Source organism: Weissella cibaria, assembly GCF_004521965.1.
Lineage (GTDB): Bacteria > Bacillota > Bacilli > Lactobacillales > Lactobacillaceae > Weissella > Weissella cibaria_A.
Map to the genome: position 1 here is coordinate 23580 of NZ_SDGK01000101.1, position 16539 is coordinate 40118.

Genomic DNA, 16539 nt, shown 5'->3' on the forward strand with positions numbered 1-16539 from the left:
CAATGCCCATCTGTATCAAGGATAAACTGTTACTTCACGAGATTACCACTATTAGCTTCATAGTAGTGTGCCCGATTATCATCAGCTCGAATGAGCACTGCTTTTGCTTGGACACCGTTTGTGCCGAAATATTGTTCATGACCATCAAGGGTTAAGGCTTGGTTGCGGACAACGTTACCGTCTGCATCAACCCGGAACGCATTTGCTTGATGGTCAGTAACATATTGGTTAATGACCAGACGACCTGCTTTATCATAGTATTGACGTTGGCCATCAGCCGTTTGTAAGAAAGCATCCGTCAAAGCAACACCATTTGGCAAGAAGCAATATTGATCCTGGTGGACACGTTGCTTACCTGTTACCATGACGCCTTGAGCATCAAAATAATACAGTTTCCCATTGTCATACATAATAAAGGTATCTCGGGCCGATGTACCACTCAATGTTTCAAAGTGATAACCATCTGCTTCATGATAAAATCCTGTCATCACCGGTTGCCCGAGTAATTGATTTGGCAAGTTTACATTACCGCCATTTGCCGTTACCTTGTAGTAAGCATTAGTACCATTATCGCGCAGTACATAACCCGCTCCACGACCTTGAATTGCGGTACCATTCAAATACTTAGCTGACCATTCTTTAATTTTTACTGAATCATCAATGGTTTGTCCAGTTGAAATTTGACGGGTCGTAAACAAATCAGGATATAGTCCACGTATGCGCTCAAGGAACTCACCACCGTACTGTTTCTGATACTCACCGCCACCACGAGTACTCGTCACATATAAAATATGTTGGATGTCAGAATATGTATCTGGCTCCCCCATATTGTTTGTTCGGGTTACTTGTACCAATTCCTTACCAGGTAAGGTATACAATTGGTCAGGTACAAAATCAGCCATTACTTGCATGCCATTTGCATGCAACGCTTTGATGACGTTGCGCAAATCCTTATCATCCCCGTATTTAGTTGGCGTACCGAACCCTAGATCATAACGGTCCGTAAAGGCATAGCCATTTTGGATAATCGCATCTAAAAAGGTACCGTCAGTTGAAGAACGGTATTGTGGGGCTAGTTGCACAGAAGTTATTCCCCAATCGTGTAGCTGGTCAGCATGATTGGCTAATACGACGTTGGTGTATGTGTCATGGCTTGTTGGCATAGCCTGAAAATTCGAAAAGGCTTCAAAAATCACTTGACTATCCAAAGCCGCATTAGAATGGTATGCCGATCCATCTGTTGAATTGTTTGTTGACGCAGCAGACCGTGCATCCTGTGTCGCTGGTGCACCAGCTGGCACCCACATCGCCAAGAAGCCTGACGCCTGTGGATTCAACACGCCATATACGTCGTGGTTATTAAAAATTAAATCACCCTTATTATCGGTATAACGAATTGGGACATCATCATCATTATAGATGGTTAATCCAGTCGCTGTCGTCAGTACGACCGTTCGGAATGCCTGATTCGCGTGTGCTAGTCCCATGTGTAGCACCACGTTATCTTGCTGTCCCAGTTGCAACTTGGGGTTGTTGCTAACAATCAATCCCACACCTTCAGTCCGGGTCTCAGCATTTCCTAAATCATTGGCCGTCATCGCTCCCTTACCAAACCGAACACTAGTCAAGACATCTTGCTGATCAACCGCCATCGTCTGTCCACCAGCAACATACTTTGTACGTGCTTGTAACATGGCTGAAATTGCATCAAAATAAGGTGATTTTGTTGCCATGAATTGCCCATCATCCGTGTACAAGTCACCATAGTAAATCCGTGGAATAACATCCTTATTCGTTAACAGCATGGCGTATGCAGATGGCATATTGTAATACGTGTAAGTCTTAACGACCTTCTTTTGGTCCGCATTGTAAATCTTAAACGCTTCAGCCATTTGTTCTTCTGTCGGCATTAACCCGTTTCCAGCTTCAGGATGCAGTTTTGTCACGATTTCAGCAATGACTGTTTGCACTTCACTATCATGGGCACGTACAAATGAATAACTAGGTTGCGCCGTGTTTTCTGTATCATCACTGGTTCGGTTGGCGAGATAGAAGTCCATAAATCGTGCCATGGTACCGCGTTGTGCCTCTGACTTGGTTAACGACCAAATCAACTGTGTGTGCATGTAATCATCCATCGTCAATTGATCATTGCCATGCGCTTGCATATAGGCCGGATCATTATGGCTCCAATCCTCAAGTATTGAAAGATGCTTATTTGATGTCGCATCATTCGTGGCCATGCCATAGGCATCCCGGAAATATTGAGCCGCTAGTTGAAGTAAATCAGCATCGACATTATCGACCGCATCAATTCGTACCCCATCAAAATTTGCATCTGGATCATCAGCCGTAAACTCCCCAAAATGCATCAAGTAGTACAACCAATTCAACTGTTCTGCCTGAACTTGTGGATTTGAGTTGTCAACGTCATTGGCCAGCAAGAATTCATAACCGCTAAGTGAGTCATCAATGTGATACAAGCGCTCACCAGTTTGATTTGTTGGTGTGCGATTCATAAGGCGATAATTCGAATTGGCATCTGTGTCGCCATTGTTTTCAAATGTTAGTGCCCCACCTTGCAGATGATCATCATTAACAGCCTCACTTGTTTTATTCCACTGAGGCTGTGTCACGACAAACGCAGCCATTAATTCACGTAACCAGGTTGTTGATTGGCGTACTGTGATTTGGTGCTCAACAGCCGCTTGAATAGCATCGGTTGCCGCAGTCAGGTTGGCCTCTGAATCAGAGGCTGACACATTTTTATCTACCATATCTAATGCGTGATGCATGTGGTTCACGTAATCAGCCTGGGTTTGTTTTGTTGGCCACCAAGTTGCTAACAATGGTCGAAATTCAGTTGGTTGCGATTCACGCCATGTCTCACCATCTTCCAAAATATCTGTTGGACGATACCAAGTGTCAGCCGTCAGGTAACCAGCCATCGTATCAAAATCTTCCGGTGTCGTACCATGCGCTACATTGTGCTTGATATTCCTATCAGGAACCGGTTCCGTTTCAGGATTAAATTCAGGATGATCAGCCGGTTGCGCAACACCCGTTTGATCATCAAAATACGTCATTTTGCCATCAACTGACGCAGCAATTCCTTTCAACATCCGACCTTGTTCATCAAAATCATAAACCTTGTTTGCGATTGTCTGAATTCCCGTTTCGAAATTACCCTGTCCATTGAAGTAATACGTATCTCGATTGGCTGTTTGGCCGAAATCATTCTTGATTTGATAACCATTTTGATTAAACCCGTAGATAACGCCATTAACTGCTTGCGTTTGTGTCAACGCGCGTCCTTCTTGTCCATCATAGTATGCTCGTTGACCGTCACTTTCACGCCAATCACCTTTGACTTGTTTGCCATCGGCGTCAAAGTAAACCTCAAACGTATAATTTTTTTGTTGTCCGACCAACTTTTTCCCAGCTCGATAATAGACCCAATCACCGCCTTCATCATGGTAACCATCTGACACTGCACTGCTGATCACTGCTGATTCGCTCGTGGCTGTTTTGACTGAAGATGCTGAACTATTCGTTGCAACCGAACTAACATTTGTACTCGTTACCGCCAATGACTGGCTACCAGCGGCATCGCTAGTTGTTGCCTTTAGTGACGATTTAACAGCCGCTGATGACATTGGCGCAGAGGAGATCGCAAACTGCGATCCAGCATATGGCGCAGCCACGCTATCACTCACGGTACTTGCGCTTGTGGTATCACTTACCGCACTTGTACTTGCGCTATCAACCGTGATGCTTACGCTGTCGGGCAAATCACTTGTGACAGAACTGCCTGACTGTACTGGCGACGCTGATTCTGGTGACTTGGTGACACCCATGTCATTGCTAGCCTGTGTCATCTCCGTTAGCCTTTGCTCATTTGGTAATACAGTATCAGCCTGCGCGTTACCAACGAATGCTAACCCAACAAACAAGGCACCGGCAGCTACCCAAAGCTTTCCGGATTTGTACATCTTTTTCCTAAACTTCTGTAACTCGTCTTGCAAAATTATATCCCCGTATTCTATTCATATCCCCAAGGCCTTGGTGTAGAGTTCACCTTAACGCGTGAATAATCTCTCTGTCAATTTTTTCATAATGTCATTATAGAACCGGTTCCATTTTATTCATATGCAGGTATAATCTGTCCGGTCATTCAAATCGAGGCTTTTATCTTAATTACATTTAGTCCCAGTACCCCCTCTTTACTCAGACCATTAGCTCCTGGAGTCCCCTTTAGTTTACAACTGTAAATCTAATATGTTTAAAATATCAAAAGTATACGAAAATAAATTTTTGATATTTCACAAACCACCATTATTAACAGACCAAATAAATAAAAAGCCGATGATTTGCCAGTTACTAACTGTCAAATCATCGACCTTAAAAATATTATGTTATTTGAAATGTTGCGCATGTCGTTTACTAATAATCTTAATTGCCAGCATACCGACAACCATCATCGCGCCAAGCAAAAAGACCGTCCATTCACCTAATTCAGATACCCCGTATCCAAACGCAATTGTTATAATTGGAGCAAATAAATCTGTCGCAAAGAAGGAAATACCAAATACTCGTCCCAAGTATGCTGGTGCACTCTCTTGTTGACGAACTGTATTAATCTTAATAACAAATGACGCTCGAGCGAATCCGTTCAAAATAACCAAACCGATAAACACCCAAATTTCTTGAATGAATGTGCCGATGATAAAAGCCCCACCTAGAATAAATAAATCCCAATAAAGCGTATTTAACGAATTAAATTTTGGTAAGCGGGCCAAAATGATGCCCGCAATGATGCCTGCAACTGCAGCCAAAGTTAATGCCGTAGAATATGACGAAGCAGATCCGCGGTAATTGTGCTGAATCAGAAATGGCATCGCAATAATAAATCCTTCAAAGAAGAAATTACTCCACATCGTTAGCAACATCGATTCAAACAATTTTGGTTGAGACAACACATATTTGTAACCGCCCACCAAACTAGCTAGAAATGGCTCAGATAGCGTATTGGGATCTTTGGGTTGTGGATGATATCTAATAGCCAAGTTCAACAAGACTGTGATGACGAGCATCACACCAAACAACTGTAGAAATGTTTGCAAGTTAATCCATTTCAAGTGAAGCAACAGACCACCAACTAGTGGTCCAAACGCTTGTCCCGTCGAAAAGGCAGCGCTTGCCCATGCGTTAAACCGGGCCAGGGCACTCGACTTAATGACATCTGGCAAAATTGCGCGCGCAGCTGGATACGCAAATGAGACATCCACATTCAAAATGAAAGTTAGAAAGAACAACACCCATAGCTGCGGCTTAGTCGAATCGATCAACAACGATAATGTTAACACCCCAATGGCACCAAATAAATCTGCGCCCAACAATACCCATTTACGATTAAAGCGATCCAGTACTGAACCAACATAAACATCATTTAATAAGTAAACCAAAAAGCCAAAACCCGTTAGCCAACCCAAAATTTTTGCATTGCCATAACTAGACACTAAAAACCAATTCAAGCCAAACCGATAGACCCCATCGCCAAACACTGAAGCAAAATTCGACGCAAGCAGTGGAAAACTAAATTTCGCTAAGCGCTTATCATTTTCAATCATATCAGTTCACCTCCTACCTATAATTCTCTCCAGTGTATCATAGCGCACTCACCAGTAACACCGAAAAAAAGACCATGTGCCCAGTAACATTACCACACACGATCTTTTCTAATCGTATTAATTAAAGAAACTTGATGAAGACAATACCGACAGCCATCACAACAACACCCAAAATTTGAATACCGTTAACACTAGCCTTGGCTGAACGCCACCATCCAAACTGTTGTACCAACATTGAACCAACAATTTGACCAATCAAGCCCATCGTAATCGTCAAACTGGCGCCAATCTTTGGCGCTGACAAAACACTGGCGAAGACGAATAGACCACCCAAGATATCACCTATCCAGTTCCATGACTTGGCCTGCTTTAACTCAGAAACCTTAGGCAAGCGCTTATCAACGACTAAAGCAACGATCGTAATCAAGATAAACCCAACAAAGAATGAGATAAATGAGCCTTGCACTGGCGCTTGCAACAAATCTCCCAAGTGACCGTTAATCGCCTGCTGCCTTGCTGACAATGTTCCAGTAAAAATGGCCCAGATTTGCCAACCAAGCAAGACCGGCTTTGTTTCACTCTCCTGAATGGCCTTATCCATTACTTCCACATCCTTGTTTAGAACGTTCAGCAATACAACTGCCACAACAACACCAACAATAAACACAATCAACCCGGTGACGCGCATTAATGTTAAAGGCGTTTGTTCCGTGCCAAACCAACCAAAGGTATCAATAAGCGTACCCATTAAAATTTGACCCAAAATTGGTAAAATAACAGTCTGAATTGCTTCCAAGCGTGGAAATAGCAGCACGTTCGACGTCAAATAGACAGCACCTAACACACCACCTAGCCAAATCCAAGCCGGATTTGAACTGATGAAATTCCTGATGGGAGCACGCGATGTGACATAACCGCACTCAAAACGCCTAGAAATATTGACCCAATCAAAATGAATTTGCCGCTGAAATGAATGGTGAACCGACCACCTTCTTCATGTTAGCGTTAATTAGTTTTTGGTTTGTCAACACAAAACCAGCAAAGAACGACAAACCTAAAAATACAAGAACCACAATTCTTCTCCCAGAAACTTACTTATAATTATTATTGTAGTTCTTTAAAAATGAAATGAAACCATTTTGAGCAAACAAATTTGTGAGATTTGGTTCTTTATCAATTAACATGTCTTGTATTAATAGTATTTTCAATAAACGCATCCGCACAAATACTTCACAAGCTTGTGAAGTGTTTTCCGTTAAGTGTTTCAACGAATCAACAAAGAGTTCTATTCTTTTTGGTGTTAGTGATTAATCAGCAACGCTTTTTTGCATTTATCAGTCATTCTCAAAACAAAAATACCTGACTTGGTATGTTTTTAACTGTGAAAAATAAGTATTCTGGTGTTACTAAAAAACCGAGGCATTCGCCCCGGCTCATTTTTTTAATTTTAATCCAAGAAATCACGCAATTGCTTTGAACGTGACGGATGGCGTAACTTACGAAGTGCCTTAGCTTCAATTTGACGAATACGCTCACGCGTAACCCCAAATACCTTACCGACTTCTTCTAACGTACGTGTACGACCGTCTTCCAAACCAAAACGCAAACGCAAAACGTTCTCTTCACGATCCGTCAACGTGTCCAGTACTGATTCTAGCTGTTCTTTCAACATTTGGTAAGCGGCTGAATCTGCAGGTGAAATGGCTTCGTTATCTTCAATAAAGTCACCCAAATGCGAGTCATCCTCTTCACCAATTGGTGTTTCTAATGATACAGGTTCTTGCGCAATCTTCAAGATGTCACGAACCTTGTCTGTTACAATGTCCATCTCGGCACCAATTTCTTCTGGCGTTGGCTCGCGTCCCAAGTCTTGTAGCAAGTTACGTTGAATACGAATCAACTTGTTAATCGTTTCAACCATGTGCACAGGAATACGAATTGTACGAGCTTGGTCGGCAATTGCACGTGTAATCGCTTGACGAATCCACCATGTGGCGTACGTTGAGAACTTAAATCCCTTACGGTAATCAAACTTTTCAACCGCCTTCATCAATCCCATGTTTCCTTCTTGAATCAGGTCCAAGAATTGCATACCACGACCAACATAACGCTTAGCAATTGATACCACCAAACGCAAGTTAGCTTCTGCCAATTCTTGCTTGGCCGTTTCATCACCTTGCTCAATACGCTCGGCCAAAGTAACTTCTTCGTCACCAGTCAGCAATGAAACACGACCAATTTCCTTCAAGTACATTCGGACGGGGTCATTAATCTTCATGCCAGTTGGCGCATCAGCAGCTTGCTTCAACTCCTTTTCTGACAACTTAGTCTTCTTATTTTCCAATGAACGCGCAGTTGGCTCTCCCTTTTCATCAACAATTGAGATTCCTGCGGATTCGATCTTTTCGTATAATTCATCGATTTGATCAGCATTCAAACGCATTGGCTTAACCAAAGCATCTTGGAGGGCATTTTCCTTGATTTCTTTATCAGCTTTGAACTCCTTGATGATGTTCTTCACTGCCTTATCAAACTCAACTTGATCAAACTTAGCTGAGATAGGTGCTTGCTTTTCTGCCATAGCGGCCTCCTTAAGTTACTTGTGTGTTTGTTTCTCACGAAGCGCAGCCAAATATTCAACACTTAGCTGAGCAACTAATGCATCATTGTGCATTTGATTAGCTTCTTTAATTTGTCGTTGTAACCCATTAATTTTATCAGATAATGGTGCGTCATGACTAATAAATTGAATATATTCATCAACTTGCGAACGATCAGTGAATAATTCAGGCGCGTAAGTATCCAACGTGGCCAGTATTCTGGTCAAATCAGCTTTCTGTACATAGTCCATAAAGCCCGCCATATCGGTGATTGGCTGGTTACCATGCTCTGATCGGTAACCTGACGCGAGCATCATAATCGTTTCATACGGTACATCGGCAAAAGTGAAATCTGGTGTGTTGGTTACTTGTAGCCAAACATCATTATCCTGCAACATCCAAGCTAGCAACATTCGCTCAACTTTTTCAACCCGCGAAATTGTCGGCGCAACCGGTGCTGGAACAGGCGCGAGCGCACTATCTTGCCATTCATCATATGGTGCCGCACCAAAATTAGTATCAGTAACTCGCTCGCTTTGGCGTGGGCGATTATTATTCGAGCGTCGCGGATTAGACCGCCGAGCTTGTTGTTGCAACAACAACGGCCGTAACTGATCCTGTAAGGCGTCCAAACCGATATTGAACTCCTCACCGATTTGGCGCAAGTAGGCTTCGCGCATAACCGGTTCGGTCACAGTTGCAATCGTGCCTAGTACATCACTAACATAGGCAAACATTTCTGTTTGATTTGTTAAATCACGACCCATCCGTAAATAACGGATATTGAAAGCAATCGGATCTTCCGTATTATGTGATAACACATTCAAAAATGCTGACACGTCATTCGCGCGTAAAAAGTCATCTGGATCTTGGTTGTCCGGAATGTGCACAACCGTGGCTTCCATTTTAACGTTCTGTGCCACTAAGTCGAGCGCTCGTTTTGTCGCCCGTTGCCCAGCGTCATCAGCATCATAACTGATACTAATCTTGTCGGCCATTCGTGATAGAACCTGGACTTGTTCCGTTGTCAAAGATGTTCCCATTGAGGCAACACCATTTTGAACACCAGCTTGGAATGCGGCAATGACATCCATAAATCCTTCGAATAAGACAACTTGTTTTTGCTTACGGATAGCACCTTTCGCCAAATCCAAATTAAATAATTCTTGCGACTTATTAAATAGCGGACTCTCTGGCGAATTTATATACTTGGCCTGTGAATCGTCATTCGATAAACGGCGTCCAGAAAAAGCGATTGGGTATCCCACAGCATCACGAATTGTAAATAGCACACGATTCGTGAAACGGTCATGCAATGACCCATCGTCCCACTCAATAAATAATTCAGATGCTCGCAATAATTGATAATCCACACCCTGTTCATTGAAAAAATTGTATAAAACATCATTTTCGGGTGCGTACCCTAACATAAAGGCATCAATCGTTCCGTCATCTAAACCACGATCGTGTAAGTACGTCAGCGCGGTATCACCAGCGTCGGTGTTAACGAGTAAATGATGGTATAGCTTCGTTGCATCTGCATACAGTGATCGTAAGGCTTTTGTTTGTGGATCAACTGTTTCAGTTGGCTTATCTGCCGTGTAAGATTCATCAAGGTCAACGCCCGCAAACGGTGCGACCTTTGCAACCGCTTGTGGGAACGTTGCATTATCAATATCCATGATAAAGCTAAACACGTTCCCCCCACGCCCGCATGAGAAGCAGTGATAAATTTGCTTATCTTCATTAACCGAAAACGAGGGCGTACGTTCATCGTGGAACGGGCACAGTCCAAACAGATTACGCCCCTGCTTTTTCAGTTGTACATATGGCGAAATGACATCAACAATGTTGACACGCTCGCGAATTTCTTCGACAAGGTGTTCTGGAATACGTGTTGCGATAATCATCACCCCCATCTCTTAAAATGAACTTTTCCAGCTCTTATTATTATACGCCGGAACGTACAATATGCAAGTAACTTGTCAAGCCCCTATAATCTAGCCAAAGGCCGGTATATTAACATTTTTCATTTTTGTATAAAATATTATGTAAACTTCAGGATCCTAAAGTGTCCTACATTTTATAGTGAAATATCTACTGTCTTGGGATTCCTTCATTTAACAAACACCGCTAGAAAAAAACACCAATTGTCTCAAACAAACAATTAGTGTCTTTTACAAATTTATTAACCGGTCCCCCAGTTAGATGATTTTTTATTTATTGCCGTACAACCATGACCGTAACCGGCGCATTTGCTGCAACATAACCGGATTGTGTCCCAAAATAGCGATCAGAAAGCGATCGTTTTGAATGTGCCCCGATCACAATCAAATTAGGTTTAATAACCGGAATAATGTCACGGACAATCACTTTACCCGGCTCACCGTCACGCAAGACAGTTGCGACCGTGTTTACACCTGCATCGAGGGCCTCTTGCCGGTATCGTTTCAAGGCATTTTCGACATCAGCGCGCGCGTCAGTCGTGCGCTCCTTCGAAAGCGCATCGAACACATTTAACTGATCTTTTTCAAAAATAGATGCGATAATCAACACCGCGCCATCCTCATGGGCTTGGTGGATAGCGTTAGCCAAGGTTAATTGACCTAACTCAGAATCGTCCACAGCTGCCAATATAATGGGATAATCCAACTCATTTTCTATTGTCATGTTACTGTCCCCCGTAGCTTTAATTGCCTATCCGTATTATACCGTGTATTTAGTTGAATTTCAGCTTATTTTTGTGGACGATTAATTATAAATACAACTAATGATACAACAACAAGTACTGCTAATACGACCACACCTATTTGCGATCCACGGACGACCCCAGTATTTGCATACGCTGCAACAGCACTCGCAAAAATTTGTGCAACGACCGCTGTGGCACTGGCACCGATAAACTGGGTTAATGTATTCAAGATACTATTACCATCGGCATTATCAGCACTAGGCAACGTTGCCAACGTAATTGTCATTAGGTTGGCATATGACAGTCCAATTCCGACCATCAATAACATGTGCACTGCCATCAGCAACCAGAAGTTTAATTGGCCAAACAATCCCGCCATCAGCAACAAAGCGATTGTCGCAATCGTTACACCCAGCAAAATTGGTTTTGTAGCACCCACCTGATCTAACAAGCGGCCAGAAATTGGCGCCAAAACTGAACCAATCACAGCCCCAGGAAACATAAACAATCCGGCAGCTGTGGCGCTGACGTGCAAGCCAAGTTGCAAATAGTTCGGCAGAATAAATGATAGCCCCAGTAAAATAGCTTGGTAAACCAAAAAGCTATAAAGATAGGCATTAAATTTACGGTTACGCAAAATACTTAAACGAAGCAAGGGTTGGCGCTTATTGAATTGGTAGTAAATGACCAACACAACCAAAGCAATGACAATCCATAGTATTGACATCTTTTCAATCGCAATTAACAATAACCCCAAGCCGAATCCCAGTGTTATAAAGGCCGGCAAGGCAAATTTTTCAGTTTTTTCAACTGATTCAATGGGCATACTTGTTAATCCCATCACCAGTGAAATAACTAAAAGTACAATCAAAAACCAGAAAATAGCACGCCATCCAAGGCTATTAAGCATTACACCACCATATGTAGGTCCGATGGCAGGGGAAATCGAGGTTGTCATCGTCCCAATCCCCATCATCACGCCCCGTCGATCACTAGGCGACTTAGTTAGGATAATATGAAACATCAACGGTAGTGCGATTCCTGTTCCGATACCTTGTAAAACACGTCCAGCTAGCAAAACACCCAAACTTGGCGCAAAGGCGTCAATAAGCACCCCTAGAATAAATGCTAAATTTGCAATAATAAAAAGTCGGCGTGGCGCAAAATTTCGAATCAAAAATGCAGATACCGGTACAATAACTGCAATCGCAAGTAAATAACCCGTTGTTACCCACTGAATACCATTTGCTGTTGTGCTAAACTCATGCATCAACTCAGGGAACGTGACATTCATTGACGTTTCAATCAAAACACCACTAAAACTCATAATTCCGGCAGCCAGTACAGCTCTAAGTACGTGCCATTCCTTTGCTTGCATCTCCAATCGACCTCCTAAAAAATAAAAAAGGCGCGACATCACTGCTAATCGCAATGATGTTACGCCTCTGTGTTCGGCTCTTAACGAGCTATCTGTACGAAACAACTTGTACTAAAGTAACAGAATTTTTCAACCCTGTCAAAACACACAGTCATTCATTAATTTAATGAGTTTGCAAATATTTAACTGCCTCATCGAAAGTCTTAACCGGCACAATCTTCATATTCGGTGCATATTTCTTGGCCGTTTTAACAGCCAATTGATAATTAGTTAGACCGTCTGACTCCAGCGCTAGGTTACGATTAGTTGGCTTTAAATATGGTGCGAAGAAAATTTTCGCACCCGCCTCATGGGCAACAATAACTTTCTTATCAATCCCGCCAATTTCACCAACATTACCGTCTTTATCGATCGTACCCGTCCCAGCAATCTTACGACCGGCTGCTAGATTTTGATCCGACAAGGCGTCAAACATTTCCAACGAAAACATCAAGCCACCAGATGGGCCTCCGATATCACCCATGTTGGCCGAAACTTTACGTGACGAACTAACCGACACATCATCTGTCAGTGCAATACCAATTCCTGGCAACTTTTTAGTACCAGCTAATGCTACGGATTTCCCAGTTGCCTGTTTAGCTTTCTTATTTCGCTCATAAGAAATTGTTAGTTTCGTACCAACTTTATTTGAGCGAATGTAATCCTGAAATCCCTTTGCTGATTTAAAGTGATGATTATCAACCGAAGTAATCGTGTCCCCCACTTTTAAAGCCTTTTTAAAATTAGAATTGTCTTGAACTGCCATCACGTAAATACCGTTAAAAGAACGGTTAAAAGGTATTTTTGCTGCTTTATAGGCCGTCGCCTTAGCTTCGTTGACAGCTGAATCCATATAAATCTTGTTAACGGCTGCGTTATCTATAGATGAACCACCACCATTTGCTTCGTAAGATGTCATCAGCGAAGCTGTTGGATTTAGCCAAGCCATGATAGCACCAATGCCGTTCACTTGCGACATATAAACTGCTGTAATCATAAACTGACCATCAAGTTTTGGCTTTTTTCCATCGACTTTAATGTAGTGACTCAAGTTATCAGCTTCTCCAGGCGTTTCAGCATACAGAGGTAATGGACAAACTAAACCTAACAACATCAAAATGCCAACAATAATGCCGGATATTTTAAGCCAACGTCGTTTCTTATGGGTTGCTTTCGCCATATTACTTCCCCTGCACTTTTTCAATTAAAGCGACGGCTACTGGCGCAGGCACAAGATCATGTACGTCAGCTCCGGAACTGACAACTTCTTTCAAAATTGAGCTAGAGATATTTTGGTGTTCTGGTCGTGCCATCAAAAAAACAGTTTCAACTGTACCCAAATAGTGATTCATTTCTGCAATATCACGTTCGTACAAGTAATCCGTTTCATTACGCAAACCACGCACCAATGTATCAGCTGCAATTTCTTTCATGTAGTCAACTGTAAGGCCCGTCATTTCGTGTACTGATACGTTAGGTAAATCAACCGTTGACGCCTCAATTAACCGAATCTTTTCTTCAGGAGAAAATAAATACTTCTTCATTTTGTTTGTACCAACGCCGATAACCACCTCATCAAACAAATTCGACGCACGACGAACAACATCTAAATGACCATTTGTAAATGGATCAAAACTTCCCGGAAACAATACCCGACGCATATTTACTCCCCCTCATATTGATAAAGCGTCACAACAGTGATGCCGTAATCTTTCTGCTTCATGAAACTAAACCCTGAAATATTCTCTGGTAAATTCGCGAACTGATCCGTCTCTGCAACAACCAAAGCATCCGGCGCAATCAAGTTCGCAGCTTGCAACTTGGTTAAATCAGCCAAAATAGTTTGCTTAGCATATGGTGGGTCAAAATATAAGACATCAAATGGCGTCGATCCCATCAAACTTTGGATGGCCGCGTCTGCTGTGCTCTTGATAACTGTAAATTTTTCTGGTGCCTTTGTAACCGCAATGTTGTCATTAATCGTCTTAATCGCTGCAAACTGACGATCAACCAATACCGCTTCATCTAAGCCTCGTGACACGCCTTCAATGCTCAAGCCACCTGAACCAGCATACAAATCTAATGAACGTCCACCATCAAAATAAGGGCCAATCATGCTAAAAATAGCTTCCTTAACCTTATCTGTCGTTGGTCGCGTTGCATCACCTGGGACCGCCTTTAAAGGGCGACCGCCAAACTCTCCACTAACAATACGCATTATAATTCCTCTTCTTCAGCTGGTTCATCAGCTAATTCTGATGGATCAACAGATAATTCAAAGCCGTCACCTTGGCTACCTACAGTGGTATCCACGTCTGGCCGGTGTGATAACTCTACTGCTGATACAAAACCCAATCGCTCAATCAACGCAGATTTTGTTGTGACATCAGCCTCATTCATATAAATGACAGCATATTTCATTTTTTCTGAAATATAACTCACCACGCCAAAGCGTCGTAATTGGCGTGCCTGTCGCACATTCTTTAGGTGGACAATGACACTGCGCCGCTGGGTAACTTCAAATGTCATACCGACGCACGCTCCTTTTCGTATTCTTGTTGTTGTTTAATCAAACCGATGACATTAAATGCAATGCCAAACGTTATTCCCCATGACAATAATGATGATCCACCATATGAAATCATTGGGAAGGTCACCCCGGTAATTGGTAACAATCCGACAACTCCACCTAAATTAATCAAAATTTGAATGGTGATATACGCAGAAATACCATACAACATCAAACGGTACTGCATGCTTGGTGTCTGGAGTGCAAAGTGAATGAGCCGCCATAAGATGAAGCCAAATACGGCTAACACAATCAAAATTGACACAGCCCCCAATTCTTCGCCAACCACCGCCATAATGAAGTCGGTATTCGGTTCTGGCAAATACCCCGTCTTTTGAATACTATTACCAAGACCGCGTCCAAATAGGCCACCATTACTAATAGCATAGTAAGAATTAATCAATTGGTGACCACTGTCTAAATCAGCCCAGGGATTGGCATATGTTTCCAAACGTTTTAATTGGTAAACCATCAAGCCCGTCTTACTAATTACCGGTAGCAGATACGGCAACGCAACCAAAAAGGCAACAATTGCCAAAATATAGAAACTTAAGCCCCTTACTTTTATCCCGGACGTAAAGACCATTGTCAGAATAATAAATGTTAAGATAGCCGCGCCACCCATGTCAGGCATCACAACCGATAAACCAACACCAAACAGCGGTGGCAAAATGTCATGAATGTTCAATCGTTCACGAATACTATGCCAGGCCCGACTTGAATCAAGTTGCCGATGTGAAAATCGGTAAGCGAACCACAAAATCAAAGCAATTTTAAAATATTCGACCGGTTGAAATGATAGAAAGCCAAAATTAATCCATCCCTTGGCCCCAGACACTGGGTCAGTAAATAGGAGTGTGTAAATCAGAACACCAATTAAAATGTAAACTGACAACACAATTAGCTTACTGACACCTTTTGAGTGCCACCGAATTGGGATAATAGTCATCACAATCATTGCAATCAATGCAATAATTGCAAAAAGGACTTGTTTCCCAAAAAAGCTTAACGCGGAACCACTTGCCATGTTAGTACTCGACGTGAATACCATTCCCGTCCCGAAGACCATCACGGCAACGATTGCGATTAACATCTGGATGTCCATATATTTAATTTGTTTCACAATCATTTTTAACACTTCACGCCAAAAGACAGATAGACTGCCCCGCCGTGCATTAATTTTTTGCATAGGAGAACCCCTTTACTGTCTTTAATTGCTCCTATAATTTTAGCACAAAACTAGCAGTTCCTCTCAGGGCTTCATGAAATTACGGTTCTAAAATATTGGGTACTGATGACCACTCGCTAACGCGATTGGTTGTTGGTACCTTTTTTTGTTTTTTGGTGTAAAAATAAAAAAAGGCAGACCACCTGCAACCAGTCTGCCCAAAATACCCTCGAAAGGATATCCCAACATGGACAACGATATCAGAATTTTAATTGGATTAACAGACTTAAATGTCGATTTTGATCCAAAAGCAGAACAACTCTGCAATGGATCTGAGTGAAAATGTTAGTCAAAAGCACATCGCTTTAGACAACAACGTATCAACGCAAACTGTCATGCGCGCAGCCGAAGGCTTATTCGTTTACAACAAAACAAATTGCCATTACCTACCACAAAACATCGC

The 16539-nt window shown here is 42.4% G+C and carries 11 protein-coding genes and 2 pseudogenes; 1 reads left to right on the forward strand and 12 read right to left on the reverse strand.

The annotated features are described in order from the left end of the window. Positions 1-29: 29 nt before the first annotated feature. The 12 genes and pseudogenes from EST42_RS10345 to EST42_RS10400 all read right to left on the reverse strand — a co-directional run bounded on the left by EST42_RS10345 (position 30) and on the right by EST42_RS10400 (position 16097). Complete coding sequence (locus tag EST42_RS10345) at positions 30-4025, reverse strand: glycoside hydrolase family 70 protein (protein ID WP_280633890.1); 3996 nt, start codon at positions 4023-4025, stop codon at positions 30-32. Positions 4026-4415: 390 nt separating this feature from the next. Beyond that, positions 4416-5630 (reverse strand): MFS transporter, encoded by a 1215-nt coding sequence (locus EST42_RS10350; protein ID WP_134645338.1) that lies wholly within the window; start codon positions 5628-5630, stop codon positions 4416-4418. Between the two features lie 121 nt (positions 5631-5751). Continuing rightward, positions 5752-6703: pseudogene (locus EST42_RS10355) on the reverse strand (DMT family transporter). A gap of 374 nt (positions 6704-7077) precedes the next feature. Next, a complete protein-coding gene (rpoD, locus tag EST42_RS10360; RefSeq protein ID WP_134645339.1) occupies positions 7078-8211 on the reverse strand; it encodes an RNA polymerase sigma factor RpoD in 1134 nt (377 codons plus the stop codon). A 15-nt stretch (positions 8212-8226) separates the two neighbouring features. Then, positions 8227-10140: a DNA primase gene (gene dnaG, locus EST42_RS10365; protein ID WP_134645340.1), complete on the reverse strand. Its 1914-nt coding sequence runs from the start codon at positions 10138-10140 to the stop codon at positions 8227-8229. A gap of 310 nt (positions 10141-10450) precedes the next feature. Next, positions 10451-10900: a universal stress protein gene (locus EST42_RS10370; protein ID WP_134645341.1), complete on the reverse strand. Its 450-nt coding sequence runs from the start codon at positions 10898-10900 to the stop codon at positions 10451-10453. Positions 10901-10965: 65 nt separating this feature from the next. Next, on the reverse strand, positions 10966-12300 hold the full coding sequence (locus EST42_RS10375; RefSeq protein ID WP_134645342.1) for an MFS transporter: 1335 nt from the start codon (positions 12298-12300) through the stop codon (positions 10966-10968). A 163-nt stretch (positions 12301-12463) separates the two neighbouring features. Next, on the reverse strand, positions 12464-13519 hold the full coding sequence (locus tag EST42_RS10380; protein WP_167711264.1) for a SepM family pheromone-processing serine protease: 1056 nt from the start codon (positions 13517-13519) through the stop codon (positions 12464-12466). A 1-nt stretch (position 13520) separates the two neighbouring features. Continuing rightward, complete coding sequence (gene coaD / locus EST42_RS10385; RefSeq protein WP_134645343.1) at positions 13521-14000, reverse strand: pantetheine-phosphate adenylyltransferase; 480 nt, start codon at positions 13998-14000, stop codon at positions 13521-13523. Between the two features lie 2 nt (positions 14001-14002). Next, on the reverse strand, positions 14003-14557 hold the full coding sequence (gene rsmD / locus EST42_RS10390; protein ID WP_134645344.1) for a 16S rRNA (guanine(966)-N(2))-methyltransferase RsmD: 555 nt from the start codon (positions 14555-14557) through the stop codon (positions 14003-14005). Continuing rightward, complete coding sequence (locus tag EST42_RS10395; protein WP_134645345.1) at positions 14557-14868, reverse strand: YlbG family protein; 312 nt, start codon at positions 14866-14868, stop codon at positions 14557-14559. Before EST42_RS10395 ends, rsmD begins: the two co-directional genes overlap by 1 nt. Then, positions 14865-16097 carry an FtsW/RodA/SpoVE family cell cycle protein gene (locus tag EST42_RS10400; protein ID WP_134645346.1) on the reverse strand — a complete coding sequence of 411 codons (1233 nt, stop codon included), beginning with the start codon at positions 16095-16097 and terminating at the stop codon, positions 14865-14867. The genes EST42_RS10395 and EST42_RS10400 overlap by 4 nt, the downstream gene beginning before the upstream one ends. Positions 16098-16399: 302 nt before the next feature. Between EST42_RS10400 and EST42_RS11670 the strand changes: the two are divergent. Beyond that, positions 16400-16539: pseudogene (locus EST42_RS11670) on the forward strand (ISL3 family transposase); the annotation flags it as partial.